We start from the raw sequence: 15,408 nt of genomic DNA, 5'->3' as shown, positions 1-15,408 counted from the left end.
AGTTGAACCGGGTGGTAAAAGGGTGAATAAGGCTTCTGAGAATAATCCCTTGCCGGCCCCGAGGTCGGCCCAGGTTTGTGGTAAGTTATGCGGAATAATTCCTTTCTGAATCAACGATATCGCTTCGGGTAATTGCATGCTATTAGGTTGCTGTGTATGTAGACTTTCTAAATTTTTAAAGATACGGATTAAAACGCGCAGGATTTTTTTAAGCCGGATGTACGTGCCAGCAACCCGCAAGCACACAGCCATGGAATATTCAGGAAATGTTATCTTACATTGCCGTCACTTCTTTTATAATTTTTACCGCTTGTAATTGCTCTTTAAAATTCAATGATGCAAAACCAAGTCGTACAGCATTAAAACGCTGCCTGCCTATGTCATAAGACGTCCCGTCTTTCATGATTAAACCATGATCAAATGCTTTGCGGGCAATTACCTTTAAATCGTGTTGCAGAGAGGTTGTCCATACAGACATGCCCCCATCAGGGACTTTAAATGAGACCTGGTCGCTTAATTCTTTTTGAAGACAATCACAGAAGTGATCCCTTCTTTCTTTATACAACTTAACCGACTTCTTTATGTGTCTTACAATTGTTCCATCTTTATATAATTCAGCAATGGCATTTTCCAGTAAACTGTCTCCCTGGGTGTCCACGATCTTACGAAAATTAGTGCCCGTTTGAATGAATTCCTTTGGCGCCACAATAAAACCGAGTCTTACAGCAGGTGCAAAGGTTTTAGTAAGTGTACCAATATAAATTACGTTACCCTGGCTGTCATAACTGGCCATAGGCATGATCGGTTTGCTGGAGTAATGAAAATCGTAATCATAATCATCCTCAATGACCGCAAACCTGTATTTTGTTGCAAGGCTAAGCAAGTGCATCCTTCTTTCGGGCGACAGGGTGACCGTAGTAGGGTTGTGATGATGCGGGATCACATACACCATTCTGATCTTTTTCTTCTCACAAAGTTTTTCAATTGCGTTGGTATCGATACCTTCCTCATCAACAGGAACATAAATAAGTTTGGCGCCCAGTTGCTGAAAGGTCATATTAGCCATATTGTAACCAGGTACACCAACTATTACCGCATCACCCGGGCTAATAATTACAGAAGCTGCAATGAAAATGCCCATTTGTGCGCCGTTCGTAATTAAAATATTTTCAGCAGTAATTGATAAACCTCTGGTGTCGCACAAAAAATTGGCAAGCGTTCGTCTAAGTAACAAAGTGCCTTGCGCATCACCGTAGAGTAAATATTTTTTATTTGCAGAAAGGCGGGAAAGACTCCGCATGCATCTTGTGAGTTCTTCTATGGGCGCCAGGCGAACATCAGGAAACCCATCGTTAAAAGCCAGTTTACCTGCTGATGGGAGATTAGAAGAACCAACCGGAATAATTCTTTTCTTATCATAAATAAAGCCGGGTTGTGCCGGAAGTTGGAAGTCAGCCACATCACCCGCCAGGGCTTTAGGTGACAATAAAGGAAGTGTTGCTTTTATGAATGTTCCTTTTTTGGGCAGCATTTCAATCCAGCCTTGCGCCTCCAGTTCCTGGTAAGCGGCTACTACAGTCATGCGGTTAATTCCCAACATACCTGCCAGTTCCCTTGACCCGGGAAGTTTCAACCCCTTTCTTAATCTTCCCTGTCTTATATGATGAATAAATAAGTTGGTGATCTGCAAATACACGGATACGCCAGCTTTGTCATCGATAATAATCAGCTCATTCAATAATGCCATCTGGATTAGTTTATTTGTTGGATCTGGACTATTCAGGTAATCCAGTAAAGATATAGCTTTGATAAATCAAAAAACAAATAATATGAAAGAACGAATGAACATTGACGCCGCAGAAGCCGGTATTTATAAAGCAATGAATTCAGCAGAAAAACAAATCTCTGCTTTTAAGATCGAAAAGAAACTGGCAGAACTCATTAAACTAAGAACCTCGCAGCTCAATGGCTGTGGGTATTGTGTGAACCTTCACGCACAGGATGCAAGAAAAGCAGGGGAAACCGAGCAAAGGGTTTTTGCGATCAGTGCCTGGTGGGAAACTCCTTTCTTCACGGAATCTGAACGGGCCGCATTAAAATTGGCAGAAGAAATAACAAGGATCCAGGAAGCCGGATTAAGGGAAGACACTTTTCAAAATGCCAAAAAGTATTTCAGCGAAACTGAAATTGCCCAGCTCATTTTTATTACCACTGTAACCAATAGCTGGAACCGCATTGCCATTTCCATGCACATGGTTGCAGAATAAATTGAAATTATCTTTTACCAGAACCTAACATCCATAAAAAATGAAAGAAAAAATTATTTGCAGCACTTGCGGCACCTATTACCCTGCAGACGAAGTACCCGGGCTGTGTGTGATTTGCAGCGATGAACGGCAGTACATTCCGGAAACAGGACAAAGTTGGACAACACCTAAAGACCTTCACAGGAAACACAGTATTAAACTGAATAAGCTTCATGAGAGACTGTATGAGATAGAGATCAATCCCATATTTGCGATTGGTCAAAGAGCTTTATTGGTTTTATCAGAAGGGGGGAATGTATTGTGGGATTGCATTCCGCTGCTCGATGAACTCACTGTTCAATTTATAAAATCTAAAGGCGGACTGAAAGCGATTGCATTTTCGCATCCGCATTATTACAGCAATATGAATGAGTGGGCGGAGGTATTCGATTGTCCTGTATACATTCATGATAACGATGCTGCACATATTGTGGAAAAGGGACCGCAGATTCATCTTTGGCAGGGCGATGAATTGGCATTGTGGGAGGGAATAAAAATACTGCTGATAGGCGGTCATTTTGAAGGCAGCAGCATTTTGCATGTGCCCTTTTTGTCGAAAGAAGGGACCATACTTTGTGGCGATACTTTGTTTCTTTCCCCCAGCAAAAAACACTTTTCTGTTTTACGTAGTTATCCAAATCGTATCCCTCTGGCACAGCCTGAAATGCGGAAAGTCAAGCAGCGGTTTGATTCAATTCCTTTTGATTCATTTTATGGCTATATAAAAACTCAAAATCTTCACGAAAATGTAAAGCAGGTTTTTGCGGAATCGATGAAGAAGTATTTTTCATAAGATAAATGGAGAGACCGCTTGATTACAGACATTGAAGACGAATGCGTTTATCTGTTTATGTGATATAGCATCCAGGAGTATTTTGTAATATACTGATAGTCATACAACCATTTTCTGCTGTAGTGGTTTTGATGTGGTCACAAATTTGGTAACCCTCTCAATTAACAACATTTTTGCATCCCCCTTCGCACTAACTCCGAATGACCTCTCCCGGGACTTACGTGTAAGTCCGTACACTTTTTTTGGTTAACCTTTAAAATTGAAAACATGACGAAAAATTCCAGAATGTTGTTTTTGGGCCATCTTAAAACAAAGCCAGGCAGAATGATGTGCTGTATGCTGCTCATATTGCTGTCATCATTAATGACACCGGCAGAAGCACAGTTTAAAGTAGTAGGCTACCTGCCTACCTGGGCCGGTTCGGTAAGTAACATTCAGTTCAACAAATTAACCCACGTAAACTATGCTTTTTTGATCCCTACTTCCAACGGTGGGTATCAGCCTATTGAAGATCCGGCTAAACTTCAAAGCCTGGTTACAGCTGCACACGCCAATGGCGTTAAAGTGCTGGTTTCAGTAGGCGGCGGAGGCGGCGGAGATGGCTTTCATGGAATAGTAGCCAGTGCAGCCAACCGGGTCAACTTTGCAAACAATATGCTTGCTTTTGCAAACCAGTATAATCTGGATGGTATAGACATTGACTGGGAATACCCGGCTGATGGAACAGAGGCGAATAATTTTTTATTGATGATGCAACAGTTATCTACTACCATGCATAATAATGGAAAGTTGTGTACCATTGCTGTCATCGGTTTATATGGTACCTCCATTGTAAACGGAGTTTTTGCTACGGTAGATTATCTGACCATTATGGCTTACGACGATAACGATTACGAGCATTCTACCTACAACCTGGCGGTGCAATGTATGAATTACTGGCGGGGAAGGGGCGTGCCGGCTGCCAAAGCTATTCTGGGGGTTCCTTTTTACTGCCGCCCTACCTGGGAAACTTACGCACAATTGCTGGCCCAGGGCGCTGACCCTTATTCTGATACCTACAATGGTAAAGGATATAATGGAATTACTACCATTAAAAATAAAACCAACCTGGCTTTTGATCAGGGTGGGGGCATTATGATGTGGGAATTATCAGGTGATGTAAGCGGTCAGTACTCGTTGGTATCGGCTATCCATGAAGTAGTACTAAACAGAACCGGCGGTGGCGGTAATCCTGTTACCACAGCCCCCATAGGCAAAACCATTTGGCTGCAGTCCAGCAGTAACGCATTGTATGTTAGTTCGGAAAATGGTACAAAGGCCATGAATTGCAACCGTACTACCCCTCAGGGCTGGGAACAGTTTTTGGTAGGGGATGCCGGCAATGGTAAAGTAACGCTGCAGAGCATGGGTAAATACGTGTCATCTGAAAACGGCGCGCAGGCCATGACCTGCAACCGTGCCACCCCACAAGGTTGGGAGCAGTTTGACTGGGTGGTAAATGCAGACAATACCATCTCATTGCGTGGTAATAATGGATTGTATGTAAGTTCAGAAAATGGCACCGCAGCGATGAACTGTAACCGTACGACCATTCAGGGCTGGGAAAAATTCAATGTTGGTATCATTACTGCTAGGACCACAAGGATCGCAACAGCATCACTTAATACTGTTACAGATAACATACCGGGAGGAATGTATCCCAATCCGGTACAAAAAGGATCTGCATTAACTGTTGCCGTAAAACAGTACAATGCCAATGCACCTGTACATGTAACGGTAATAGATCTTTCTGGTAAAACACTGGCTCAATTTAATGCCAACACTGGTACTATTAATATTCCGGTGAAATATATGCCAGGAACATACTTTGTGAAAATTGAAAATGCAGGTAAGCATTATGTTCAAAAGCTGATAGTGCAATAAAGGAACGCATCCTCCCAACTCCACATAATATCAATAAATTAAAGAGACCGCCACGGGCGGCCTCTTTAATTTATAGCTGAACTATCCTAATCAACTTATTTTTCAGTTATTACTGCTTCACAAACACATAAGGATCTTCTTCCACAAAATCGCTTTCTTTGGTCTCAATGGATATTACTTTGTTGCCACTGACCTTGAATTGTACAGAGAAGATACCGTACTCAATATTGTCGTATTGCATCAGCCATTCCTGCGAATCCATATACGAAAGGGTAGCGGTTAAATGATCATGGCTGTTGAATTTTACTTGTAGGCTCTTTTTATCTGCCCCCAGCTTAATATCCAGCGATCCGTACAACCCGTTTGTATAATGCCCCACGTAAGCGGGTAGTGGCAGTGATGGTGCTATGCCTTTTACCCGTGCCTGCCAACCGTGAATGGTTTTTAAAGTATCGGCCATGGTAGTATTGAAATCTGCAAGGTATTTCTTACTTCTGTTCTGATAAGGCATACCGGTATAAGCATCCAGCACCTGGGTGCGCAGGGCGCCAAACAGATTCTGGTTATCGTTGTTCGTAAGCACCGCGATTCCCAGCCTTTCTTCGGGAACAAAGCAAACAACGCTTACCATGCCGGCAGCACCGCCCGTATGCCAGAAAACCTGACGGCCATTGTAATCGCCCACCAGGATGCCTGATCCGTATCCTACAATGTGGGTGGGCACTACAGTTGATTTACGGCTTGTAATGGGTGTATTAATATCGCGGGTTGTTTGCAGCACACTAAAAGGCATCACACGTTTTCCTTCATAACGGCCGCTATCCAGTTGAAACAAAAGCCAGTGCGACAGATCGCTCACATTGCTGATCAAAGCTGCGGCCGGCGCCAGGTTATCCCAGTCGTCCCAGGGTACCTGGTTCAGCATGCCGGTAAAACTGGTGGTATAAGGTTTTGACAGCAGGCGGGTATCTGACAGGCTGTGTATGCTCGTATACGTATGATCCATTTGCAAGGGCGTTAGTATACTATCCTGGATGTACTTTTGCCACGTCTGACCGGTTATTTTTGGAATTACTTCGCCTGCTGCTAAAAAGCAACTGTTGCAATATCCGTAATGATTACGAAAACCGGCCTCAGGTTTCATCAGCTTCATTTTTTGCATGATCTGCTGCGGAGTAAGGCGACTGTTCCAAAAAGTAAAATCACCCTGGAAGGTTTTGGTGCCAATGCGATGGCTAAGCAGGTCGCGGATCGTTAACAAACCGGTGGTGGTCGGTTCGTATAATGTAAACCCGGGAAAATATTTGGTGAATTTATCATCCAGCGAAAGTTTTTTGTCATATTGCAGCTGGCTAAGCGCGGTAGCGGTAAACAGTTTGGAATTGCTGGCAATCATAAACAAGGTGTTTTCATCTACGGGTTGGCGTGTAGCTGTATCTGCCACCCCATAACCCTTCATAAAAGCAACCTGTCCATCTTTCACTATTACAATGGCTAACCCCGGTACATTCCAGTCTTTCATCCCCTGGCGGATGTAACTATCCAGGCTATCGGTAATAAAGGCAGGCGTTTGGCAGAAAATGCATTGGCTGATGGCTACAAGCAACAGCAGGGGCAGTAATTTGCGCATGATCGAAGTTAGGTTGATTAGGCACCGAAAATAAGGAAAATGATACGGTCGTAGCTAAAATTCCTCTTCTTCGGCTTTGGCAGTAGCTTTCAGGTGCTCCGCTTTTTTCACCAATTCAAGAAATTCCTTTTTGTAGGCATCACTGCTACTCTCGATACTACTTGTAGCAAGTGATTTTACCAGTTTATAATTGCTTCCTCCCTTGAATTCCGAGTTTCTTAGCACCATTCCAAACGCTGCCACAGCTGAAGCAAAATGCATGTTATTGCTGGCCACCCGGGAGTCGTCTTTTACTGATACTTCCATGAGTTTACTGCTGTCTTCATCCGGCTTTTTATAACGGATTTTCACAAACATCAATTCATTGGAAAAGGAGGCAGACTGCTTTTTCTGTTTTTGACTTTGGTAACGCAAGGGATCAACTGTTGCCAGTTCTTCATCATTCGCTACATTGGCCGGGATAATTTCGTACAAGGCAGTAACAGTATGATTGCTGCCCATATCACCCGCATCTTTTTTATCATTGTTAAAATCCTCTTTAGCCAGCATCCTGTTTTCGTACCCAATGAGCCTGTACCCTTTTACCTTGGCAGGGTTGAATTCAACCTGCAGCTTTACATCTTTCGCAATGGTAAAAAGCGTTCCGCCGAATTCGCTGATCAATACCTTTTTCGCTTCATTTATATTATCGATGTAAGCATGGTTACCATTACCCTTATCGGCCAGCTTTTGCATTTTAGCATCCTGATAGTTGCCCGTACCAAATCCAAGCACCGTAAGGTATACACCGGATGCGCGTTTTTGCTCAATAAGATTTTCCAGCTCATCATCGCTGCTGGCGCCTACATTAAAATCACCATCGGTACAAAGTACCACGCGATTATTGCCGTTCTTCATAAAATTTTGTTGTGCAGTCTGGTAAGCGAGTCCTATACCGGCGCCGCCTGCTGTCGATCCGCCGGCCTCGAGCGCATTGATCGCTTCCCTGATTTTGTATTTATCATTTGTAGAAGGCAAAACCAGCCCCGCATTACCTGCATATACCACAATGGCGATCTTATCCTGCGGACGCAATTGTTCTGCTAATAAGTTCAGCGATGATTTAACCAGCGGCAACTTATTTTCGTCTTGCATACTGCCGCTTACATCGATGAGGAAAACAAGATTGGAAGGAGTCAGTTTGTCGAAATCTATTTTCTTACCCTGTAGCCCGATCATTACTAATTGATGATCTTTGTTCCAGGGGCATTGTGCAGATTCAGTGGTTATAGAGAAAGGCTTGTCATTGGAGGGTTGCGGATAATTGTATGAGAAATAGTTGATCATTTCTTCAACGCGAACAGCTCCCGGAGTGGGAAGTCTGCCTTCATTTATCAATCTGCGAACATTGCTGTAGGAAGCTGCGTCAACATCAATAGAAAAAGTAGAAAGCGGATGATCTGTGACTTTCTGAAATTCATTTTCTTTGATATTGTCGTAACCTTCTCTGTTAAAGTCTTCGTTTTGGGAAGTGCCGGAATACCCCTGGTTATTGACACTTATTCCTGGAACCATACCTGAAAGTGCTGATGCTACAGAACCTGTCACAGACATCTTTTTTTGTGTCGAATAACCTACAACCACCACTTCGTCAAGACTATTTGTAGAGGCCTTGAGTTGTACGTTAATCACAGCTTTTCCTTTTACCTTAATTTCCTGCACATCGAAACCAACACTTGAAAAAACGAGTGTTGCTTTTTCATCTGGTACCTGTATTGAGTAGAAACCATTTACATCGCTTGCTGTACTTTTATTTGTACCCTTAAGCGTGATGCTGACCCCTTGTAGCGGCACTCCCTTTTCATCGGTTATTTTTCCTGTAATGGCAGACTGTGCATTAAGCAAAACGGTGCTTGCACACCACAATAGCAGTGATAATAAAGTTTTCATTGGCTGTTTTAGAAACAGATGCAGGAAAAAAGGCAATTACATAAAGTAATTAACAAACAAATCAAATTTTGTTGAAAGGAGCCTGCTCACTCCTTTCAGAATAACGTTTATTTTCATTTTCGCGGGTTTTCAATTCCGGCAATAAAACCCCAATTCTGATGTTGCAATCGCCCGAGGGAATTATAGCCCTTGCCGAAAATAAATCCATCACCCTGCGTGATAAAAAGCAGTTCGTTTTGTCCCTTTTGAAGGGAAAGCCTGGTGGTATAGGTATCGGCCTCTACTCTTTCCAGTTTGTGTTTATCATAGCTAAAGATCTCTTTGCCATTCAGAATGATTCGGAGTGTACCCGTAAAGTCAAAATCAAGTAATTTATTTGTAACGCTATCTGCATATAGTATATGTCGGGCAACCACGGTACCTTCCGGTAACTTAAAATAACGGCAAAGGTTCACATAATCATCGGCGGGCTCATTTATCTTTTTCCAGTTTTGCAGTTTTTTCACCTTTTCATAATCGTATATAAAGCCTGCGGGTAACTGATCAGAGATCTCCCAGTCGGTTATTCCTTCCGGCAATTCCCGCCAGTTCAAGTTGGCGAAATAAGCCGGGCCAAACATAGTTCGTAATAAAAGTGCACCTTTGTCCGCCTCCGTTTGCATCATAGTAATATCCATATCGGGCTTCGGGTTGTTATTGGTAAATACTTTAAGATGGTTGCCCCGTACTTCAATGGATGCATGAAACCATTCGTTTTTATGAATATTTGCCGCGGCCTGGTAACCGCCGTAAAACACCCAGCTCAGCGCCCCGTTATAAATGGGAATGTATTGAATAGCCTCAATGGTGCCGCCATAGCCCGGGCGAAAATAGAGGAACTGGTAATTTTGTTCATCCTTCGCATGGAACCCAATCCCAGGCATAACGGTTCCTGCAATATCAAGTTCCAATCTGAAATTTTTAAGGGCGATTGTTTTGTTCCAGATGCCCGCAAGGGCTTTGCCGTCAAGTTTTACGCAGGCCTTATCCTGGTAAATAGTATCTGTTAAGGGGGCTGTATTGTTTTGTTCTGATAACACTCGCCAGTCTGCCAGGTTAATACCTTGGCCTTGTGTGTTTAAAAATGGTAGTGAGCTAAGCAACAATACCGTTGACCGGAATAAATTCTTTACCATACAAATGTTTTAGGCTTTATGCAATGCCTGCAAATGTCGGCTCCCCGGGTCACGGTTCGTTTTCAAGGCTTGTTCAAGTTTGTGCAAGTTCATTCATAGTTGTAAATTGTTAATAATCATGCAAAACCTGGAAATGATGGAGCAACGCTATAAAATAAAAAACCCGCCGTTGCTAAAAGCCCCGGCGGGTTATGTTGGCGTGGGATATTAAAATTTATGGAATTCGACCTTTATATGATGCTTGTCTGCATACACCTTACCCAACTCCATCAGCTTCTTGTACTTCTCACTGAACGCATTCTGATACAGCTGCTCAAATCTGACAGCAGCCAATTTGATCGAATCATCTGCCACATGCGCATCCTTCATGGCGGCGATGGAAAGATATCCATTCTTTTCCTTATCGATCGTATAACCGAAAAGGTCCCTGGAGGCCTCGATCATTGGCTTTGTCTCCTCCGTTTCTGAAAGCGCCTGTACATCCTTATACGCCTTTTCTGCATACATAAGCCGGAATTTCACATGATCCACATAAGATGACTGCACCATTTTTTTGCTCTTTTCATCATACGATTGTGGTGTTTCCTGAAGCATCTCATAGATCTCCTTTCCGCCAAAACGGGCGAACGTGTTTGCATTCAAAACAGCTACATCAAAAGAATGCTCGGGTGTGGGCGTATTACAGGCTGCCAATGACAATACAACACCAGCCGATAAGATAAATCTTAATTTCATAGATTAAAGTATATATGTATTCGAGAATTTCCGAAATGTTAACCTGCTCTATTGCCTTTCTTCTACCATCTTAATTGTTTTCTCTATCGCCTCCTGTTTTTCTTTCACAAACCTTGTTTGCGGATAAAGCGTCAGCAGTTGTTTCAGCAGCATATACCCATCCTGCCACTTGCCTGCTTCCATGGTCTTTGCCGCCCGCTGGTAAAGTGCTACTGCGGCTTCCTGTGCAGGATCGTTCACGGGGAAATGTTTATAGGCAAAATCCTCCCACATTTCCGTAGTAAATGGCCAGCGCTGTTGTAAAGCTTCTTTATTCATCTGTTTGGGCACATCCGGGTACTGTTTCCCGCTGAACCCGGGATCAAGTTCTCTCAATTTGGTCAGTACACCTGCATACATAATACTGGCCGCTTCAGACAATTCGGGCGTAACAGGTTGCTTGTTCAGCAGGGATAGATAGTCGTTCCATTTTTTCCAAAAGGTTACTATCATGCGGTCACCGAGCGCATGGCCGGCGGGCAGTTGCTGGTAGCGGCTGGCCAGCATGAACAGGAAGGAGCTGTACAGTTGCTGATCCTTAAAGATTGCTTTGGCCCAGGTACCACTCCCGTTGCGGAACAGGTGCTCCAGCACCAGGTATTGCAACGTGTTCTGTGCCGGCAGCGCCGGTAGTGGTGCGTTGAAGATGTTTATCAGCAGGTCGCCAGGTTCCAGTGCAAACACCAGTCTGGCTATTGGCCAATTATTGTAGGCACAGGCCCAGCCTGCAAATTCCCAGTCGTTCATGGTGGTAGCACTGCGTTTTGATTGTATATCGGGCACATGGTACTGCATGTATTCATTGTAGCGCTCCTGTGTGAACAGATCAGTCAGTTTCTGGCGATAGCTCAGGTCCATGAAACCCAACTTTCCCAGGTAGCTAGTTACTTCGTACAAGGTACCGGAATCCTGCCCGTACAAAATATAACGAAGGCTGATGTCTATGAGTTCTGGTGTAACCAGTTTGCCCTCTTGCATAATACCGAGCACCAGTTGAATGAGGCCGGTAGATTTAGGCATGCGCAGCAGCATACCATATAGTTCTATCAATTCCGCTTTTTTGATGGTGCGGTTGTTCCAGGCGTCGGTGATCAGCGCCTTCATACCTAAGAAAGTGGCTGTACCGCTGTCGGTCATCAGGGCATGTTTGAAGGCTGCCAGGAAGGCGCCTGTCTGTTCGCTTTTTTCGGCGTTCTTCAGCAGCCAGGTAGCGCCGGTGAGCTGGATCATCCAGGGCAGGTCGGTGCGTATCGCCGCCTGGTGATCGGCCATTTTGCCCAGCAGTTGTACCCAGTCGGCCAGTGGCGCCTGTGGATAGGAACCGATGTGCCTGAAGAGCAGGCGCAGCAACACAGGCGCCAGTTCTTCCCAATCGGTCTTCAGTGTCTTCAGCAGTTCGTAGCTGCGTTCCAGTTCGTAGATATCTTTTGCCTGTTCCAGCAACAATGCCAGGCAGCGTTTAAAACCTGCATCGTCTGTATAGGAGAACGTTTTGAGGCGTTCTATTACCTGGTCTTTCAACGTCTCCGGGTACCAGGGGCCTTCCATTACTTCACAGAACAGTTGCAGCTGGTCATGTCGGTTACTATCAGTGACCACTACCTGGCAAACGGCACTTGCCAGTCTTGCTTTCAGCCAGTGGTCTGTTTCATGCAGTGCCAGCGAGGTGAGGATCGCTTCTGTTTGTGCCGACTTACGGCCGGTTTGCAGCAGTACGTCGGCCAGGGCACGGCGCAGGGCAATCAATGGTTCATTCCTGATTGCCGTTGCCAGCACGGGTTCAAGCTGATCCTGCCACTGTGCAAAGCGGTAGGCCAGCAAAGGAATAGCGGCTTCGCGCACATATGGGTTGTTATCCTGCAACGCGCTTATGATCAGTTGAGGGATCTCACTGTTCTGCAGCATCGAGAGCAGGTTCATTTTTAAATTGGCCGAAGATGTTTGATGGAACAGGTCGGCAAAAAGTGGCTGCAGGTGCGCCAGGGCGGTGAGGCGTTCCCCTACCAGCGCCAACAGTTCCGGCTGATCGGGCATTTGCTGCAGGGCTTTAAACAGGTACGTGAACACCTGTTCATCGATGTGCTGGCGGGTGCGCAGCAAGTTGATGATGGCGCCCTGTACAGTCCAGCTGCTATCTGTAGTAAGCGCGGCGGTTATGCCTGCCAGTACTTCCGTGGGTAGTGATGGTATATTGGCAAGCTCCTGTACAGCAGCCAGTCGCAGCTGTTCGCGCTCCGCTGGATTGATAAACAGCAGTAATAGTTTGGCGTTATCGGGCAACGGCAGCGGCGCTACCAGCTTCAGCAATGACTCTTTGCAGGCCACTGGCGCTACGGGAATGTAAGCGTACAGCGCCTGAATGGTATCGGCTGTTTTAGGTACTGCCTGGTGCAGGCCGTGAAGGCTGGCCAGTTGTACCTGGGTATCCAGGTCGTTGGTAAGCGTGAGCGCCAGTATCTCCTGTACAGAAGGATTATGGGCAGCTATTTCTGCCAGAACGCTGGTTGCCAGGCGACGCAGTTCCCGCTCTGGTTCCAGGCAGGCAATACTGGCCATGGTGTCTATATAAACGGAGTGGTTGCTGATGCGTGCGCTATCAATATCGCAAAGTAGTTGCAGCATGGCATGTTTTACTTCCTTGCTTGCTTCCTCACTGACGGCAGCGGCCAGTTTGGCAACGCCTTCCTCTGATTCAAGAAAGGGCCGAAAGTCGGCCAGCGCTTTGAGGCGGTCTGCTGTACTGCGTTCCGGCGATACGAGTATGTCGAATAAGTTGATGTCTGTAGCCATTGGATAATAGTTGTTGGAATGAATAGGGTTAATCTGCAAAGCCGGGACCGTCCTCCGCTTTTTGCGTTGGTGGCGGAACGGTGGTGCGTATCAGCTTGTCTACGTCTACACCCGCATTACGGCAGGCTTCTTTGAACAGATTAGAGAAGCTGGTGTCGTCGAGCATGGCAGCGTGGTGTTCCAATACGCTTTTCAGCACCGCGGGCGCAGCCCGCCAGTTATTATTCACGGATATGTATTGCAGATAGGGAAACATTCCATTCACCGTTTGTTGCGCGGCAATGCGTTGTTTGAACTGGTTTTCCAGGTCATCACCCCAGATGATCCGTAACAGCTCGTCGAGTTGAATAAGATTCAACCCGTTTCTATAGCCGCGTAATTCCAGCAATTGCCACAACGCAGGCTGCAGCTCAGGCACCAACGGATAGGTTTTAATGATCAACAGGTAATGGTATAACATGCCATTGGTGCGCAGATCGGCCTGTAACAGGCGACTGATGGCATACCTGATCAGGTGTTCGTCAATACCAAAATTGGCGATCATAAATTCCAGGATATCCGCTTCCGAAATGTTCTGTGCATACAGCGCGTTGTCGTTGGCAGGGTTCATACAGGCGTACAGCACCTGTTTGGCCATGTCGGGGTTTTCGCTGAAGTAAAACCAGATATGGGGAAAGATCCCATTTAGATCGTGGGCTACATCTGCTTTATGCAGCCATTGTTCCCAGTCAATACCGGCAGCACCGCTGTGAGAGATGGCTTTTTCCTGTGCCAACGTAGCACTGCGCAGGATGTCGCCATCTCTTTCATGATCGTTCAGCCGGGCAAACACGGCTACGGTTTCTGCAGGCAGGTTGGGTATAACGCTGAGCTTGCGGGCCAATTGCCGCCGCAGTTCCAGGCGCAGTTCAGGCTGCAGCAAAGCAGGGGCAGCCTGTATTATAATGGGTACGTTCCCGCGGGTAAGTGGTATCGTCAACAGGCCCTCGATGGCCCATTCACGTATACCGGCGGCGGGGGAACGAAGTGATTTCAAATACAGTTCGTGTCTGTCGCCCATGGTATTGCTAAGGGCTTTCAGGATGATGGCTTTGGCATCGTCGCGCTGCTCCTGCTCATAAGCCATGATGAACTTCTCCTGCATAGCCGGATGGGAGGGAACCAACCGGCCCAGTATGTCGTAAATGGAAAGCGTTATGCTGGCATGCAGGTTCTGTTGCAGCAGGTAGAACAGGGCGTCTGTCAGTTCGGGACTTTGGCTGGTATGGGGCGCCAGGAACTGTAACAGTTGCAGGGCCAGCTGGGTGTTGGTTTCGGAGCTCAGGCAATAATTCAGGTAGGCCACTGTTTCGGGCGTCAGGCTGATGCTGTAGGCAAACACATGCAGGGCCGCTTCACGAACACGGGCGTCCTGGTCATTTTTCAGCGCATACATAATAGCGTCCAGCACGGCCACGGTTTTTACGCTGTGTACAGCCAGCAGCAGAATGGCCCAGTGGCGAAAGCGAGGCTCGGGGTCTATGCGGAGTATAACGCTCAGGGGTACCTCAGGTACAATGGAGCGGTCTATACAATACCGCAGCACTACTTCCTTAATAGCTGCAGGCGTTATGGGTTGCAGCAACTGGGTGATCTGGTCAATGTTTAGTTTATCGTGCAGCAGTAAACGCGAGATCACTAATCTTTTTTCGTCTGAATCTGTTTCCTGCAGGATGCTGTTAAAGAAGGCAAGATCTGTTTCGTCTGTTGTTTTGGGAATAAGCAGCCAGGCCAGAATAAGGCGACGGGTATCTGCATTGTTATGCTGCTGATAGAAATCTATCAGCGGGTGTTTGGCGGCAGGGAAGGAGAGCGACAATTTTCCCAGCAGCCACAATACGGTGTCGCGGCCCTCGTCCTGTTGCAGTACGCTTACCAGCAGCTGCATAAAAGCGGCGGGATCAGGAATGGCCTGCAGGTTGCTGCCGGTGATGCGGTACAGCATATCGGCACGCAGGCGGGTGTCTGTTTCCGTCACTGCAATACCGATCCATTTATTGAGCACTTCCGGATCGTTGAGATAATGGGCAGCAGAGGCCAGCAGGTTGT

General features: G+C 46.0%; 10 protein-coding genes. 3 read left to right on the top strand and 7 right to left on the bottom strand.

The annotated features are described in order from the left end of the window. Nucleotides 1-274: 274 nt before the first annotated feature. Nucleotides 275-1,747, bottom strand: coding sequence for a PLP-dependent aminotransferase family protein (locus ACJ751_RS00740; RefSeq protein ID WP_407743449.1), 1,473 nt, complete (start codon nucleotides 1,745-1,747; stop codon nucleotides 275-277). Nucleotides 1,748-1,829: 82 nt separating this feature from the next. Between ACJ751_RS00740 and ACJ751_RS00735 the strand changes: the two genes are divergently transcribed. The 3 genes from ACJ751_RS00735 (at nucleotide 1,830) to ACJ751_RS00725 (ending at nucleotide 5,022) form a co-directional block, all read left to right on the top strand. Beyond that, complete coding sequence (locus ACJ751_RS00735; protein WP_407743448.1) at nucleotides 1,830-2,267, top strand: carboxymuconolactone decarboxylase family protein; 438 nt, start codon at nucleotides 1,830-1,832, stop codon at nucleotides 2,265-2,267. A gap of 40 nt (nucleotides 2,268-2,307) precedes the next feature. Beyond that, nucleotides 2,308-3,099, top strand: a complete 792-nt coding sequence (locus ACJ751_RS00730; RefSeq protein WP_407743447.1) for an MBL fold metallo-hydrolase — start codon at nucleotides 2,308-2,310, stop codon at nucleotides 3,097-3,099. A 267-nt stretch (nucleotides 3,100-3,366) separates the two neighbouring features. Further along, complete coding sequence (locus ACJ751_RS00725; protein ID WP_407743446.1) at nucleotides 3,367-5,022, top strand: glycosyl hydrolase family 18 protein; 1,656 nt, start codon at nucleotides 3,367-3,369, stop codon at nucleotides 5,020-5,022. Between the two features lie 109 nt (nucleotides 5,023-5,131). Here the strand turns inward: ACJ751_RS00725 and ACJ751_RS00720 are convergent, their stop codons facing one another. From ACJ751_RS00720 to ACJ751_RS00695, 6 genes are all read right to left on the bottom strand, one after another. Continuing rightward, complete coding sequence (locus ACJ751_RS00720) at nucleotides 5,132-6,652, bottom strand: serine hydrolase (RefSeq protein ID WP_407743445.1); 1,521 nt, start codon at nucleotides 6,650-6,652, stop codon at nucleotides 5,132-5,134. A 54-nt stretch (nucleotides 6,653-6,706) separates the two neighbouring features. After that, on the bottom strand, nucleotides 6,707-8,581 hold the full coding sequence (locus tag ACJ751_RS00715; RefSeq protein ID WP_407743444.1) for a von Willebrand factor type A domain-containing protein: 1,875 nt from the start codon (nucleotides 8,579-8,581) through the stop codon (nucleotides 6,707-6,709). 113 nt (nucleotides 8,582-8,694) lie between these two features. Further along, the gene (locus ACJ751_RS00710) at nucleotides 8,695-9,756 is read right to left on the bottom strand and encodes a family 16 glycoside hydrolase (RefSeq protein WP_407743443.1); all 1,062 of its coding nucleotides are present in this window, start codon (nucleotides 9,754-9,756) and stop codon (nucleotides 8,695-8,697) included. A gap of 207 nt (nucleotides 9,757-9,963) precedes the next feature. Continuing rightward, nucleotides 9,964-10,491 carry a hypothetical protein gene (locus ACJ751_RS00705; protein ID WP_407743442.1) on the bottom strand — a complete coding sequence of 176 codons (528 nt, stop codon included), beginning with the start codon at nucleotides 10,489-10,491 and terminating at the stop codon, nucleotides 9,964-9,966. 48 nt (nucleotides 10,492-10,539) lie between these two features. Then, nucleotides 10,540-13,320, bottom strand: coding sequence for a hypothetical protein (locus tag ACJ751_RS00700; RefSeq protein WP_407743441.1), 2,781 nt, complete (start codon nucleotides 13,318-13,320; stop codon nucleotides 10,540-10,542). Between the two features lie 28 nt (nucleotides 13,321-13,348). Next, on the bottom strand, nucleotides 13,349-15,408 hold a 2,060-nt coding region (locus ACJ751_RS00695; protein ID WP_407743440.1), incomplete at its 5' end, for a hypothetical protein.

The organism is Niastella sp. (genome assembly GCF_045805085.1).
Lineage (GTDB): Bacteria > Bacteroidota > Bacteroidia > Chitinophagales > Chitinophagaceae > Niastella.
Note: the sequence above shows the minus strand (reverse complement) of the source record. Positions and strands in the feature narration are given on the sequence as shown.

Coding starts and splice junctions, on each gene's coding strand:
- ACJ751_RS00740 (WP_407743449.1), bottom strand. CDS start 1,747: ATGGCATTATTGAATGAGCTGATTATTATCGATGACAAAGCTGGCGTA.
- ACJ751_RS00735 (WP_407743448.1), top strand. CDS start 1,830: ATGAAAGAACGAATGAACATTGACGCCGCAGAAGCCGGTATTTATAAA.
- ACJ751_RS00730 (WP_407743447.1), top strand. CDS start 2,308: ATGAAAGAAAAAATTATTTGCAGCACTTGCGGCACCTATTACCCTGCA.
- ACJ751_RS00725 (WP_407743446.1), top strand. CDS start 3,367: ATGACGAAAAATTCCAGAATGTTGTTTTTGGGCCATCTTAAAACAAAG.
- ACJ751_RS00720 (WP_407743445.1), bottom strand. CDS start 6,652: ATGCGCAAATTACTGCCCCTGCTGTTGCTTGTAGCCATCAGCCAATGC.
- ACJ751_RS00715 (WP_407743444.1), bottom strand. CDS start 8,581: ATGAAAACTTTATTATCACTGCTATTGTGGTGTGCAAGCACCGTTTTG.
- ACJ751_RS00710 (WP_407743443.1), bottom strand. CDS start 9,756: ATGGTAAAGAATTTATTCCGGTCAACGGTATTGTTGCTTAGCTCACTA.
- ACJ751_RS00705 (WP_407743442.1), bottom strand. CDS start 10,491: ATGAAATTAAGATTTATCTTATCGGCTGGTGTTGTATTGTCATTGGCA.
- ACJ751_RS00700 (WP_407743441.1), bottom strand. CDS start 13,320: ATGGCTACAGACATCAACTTATTCGACATACTCGTATCGCCGGAACGC.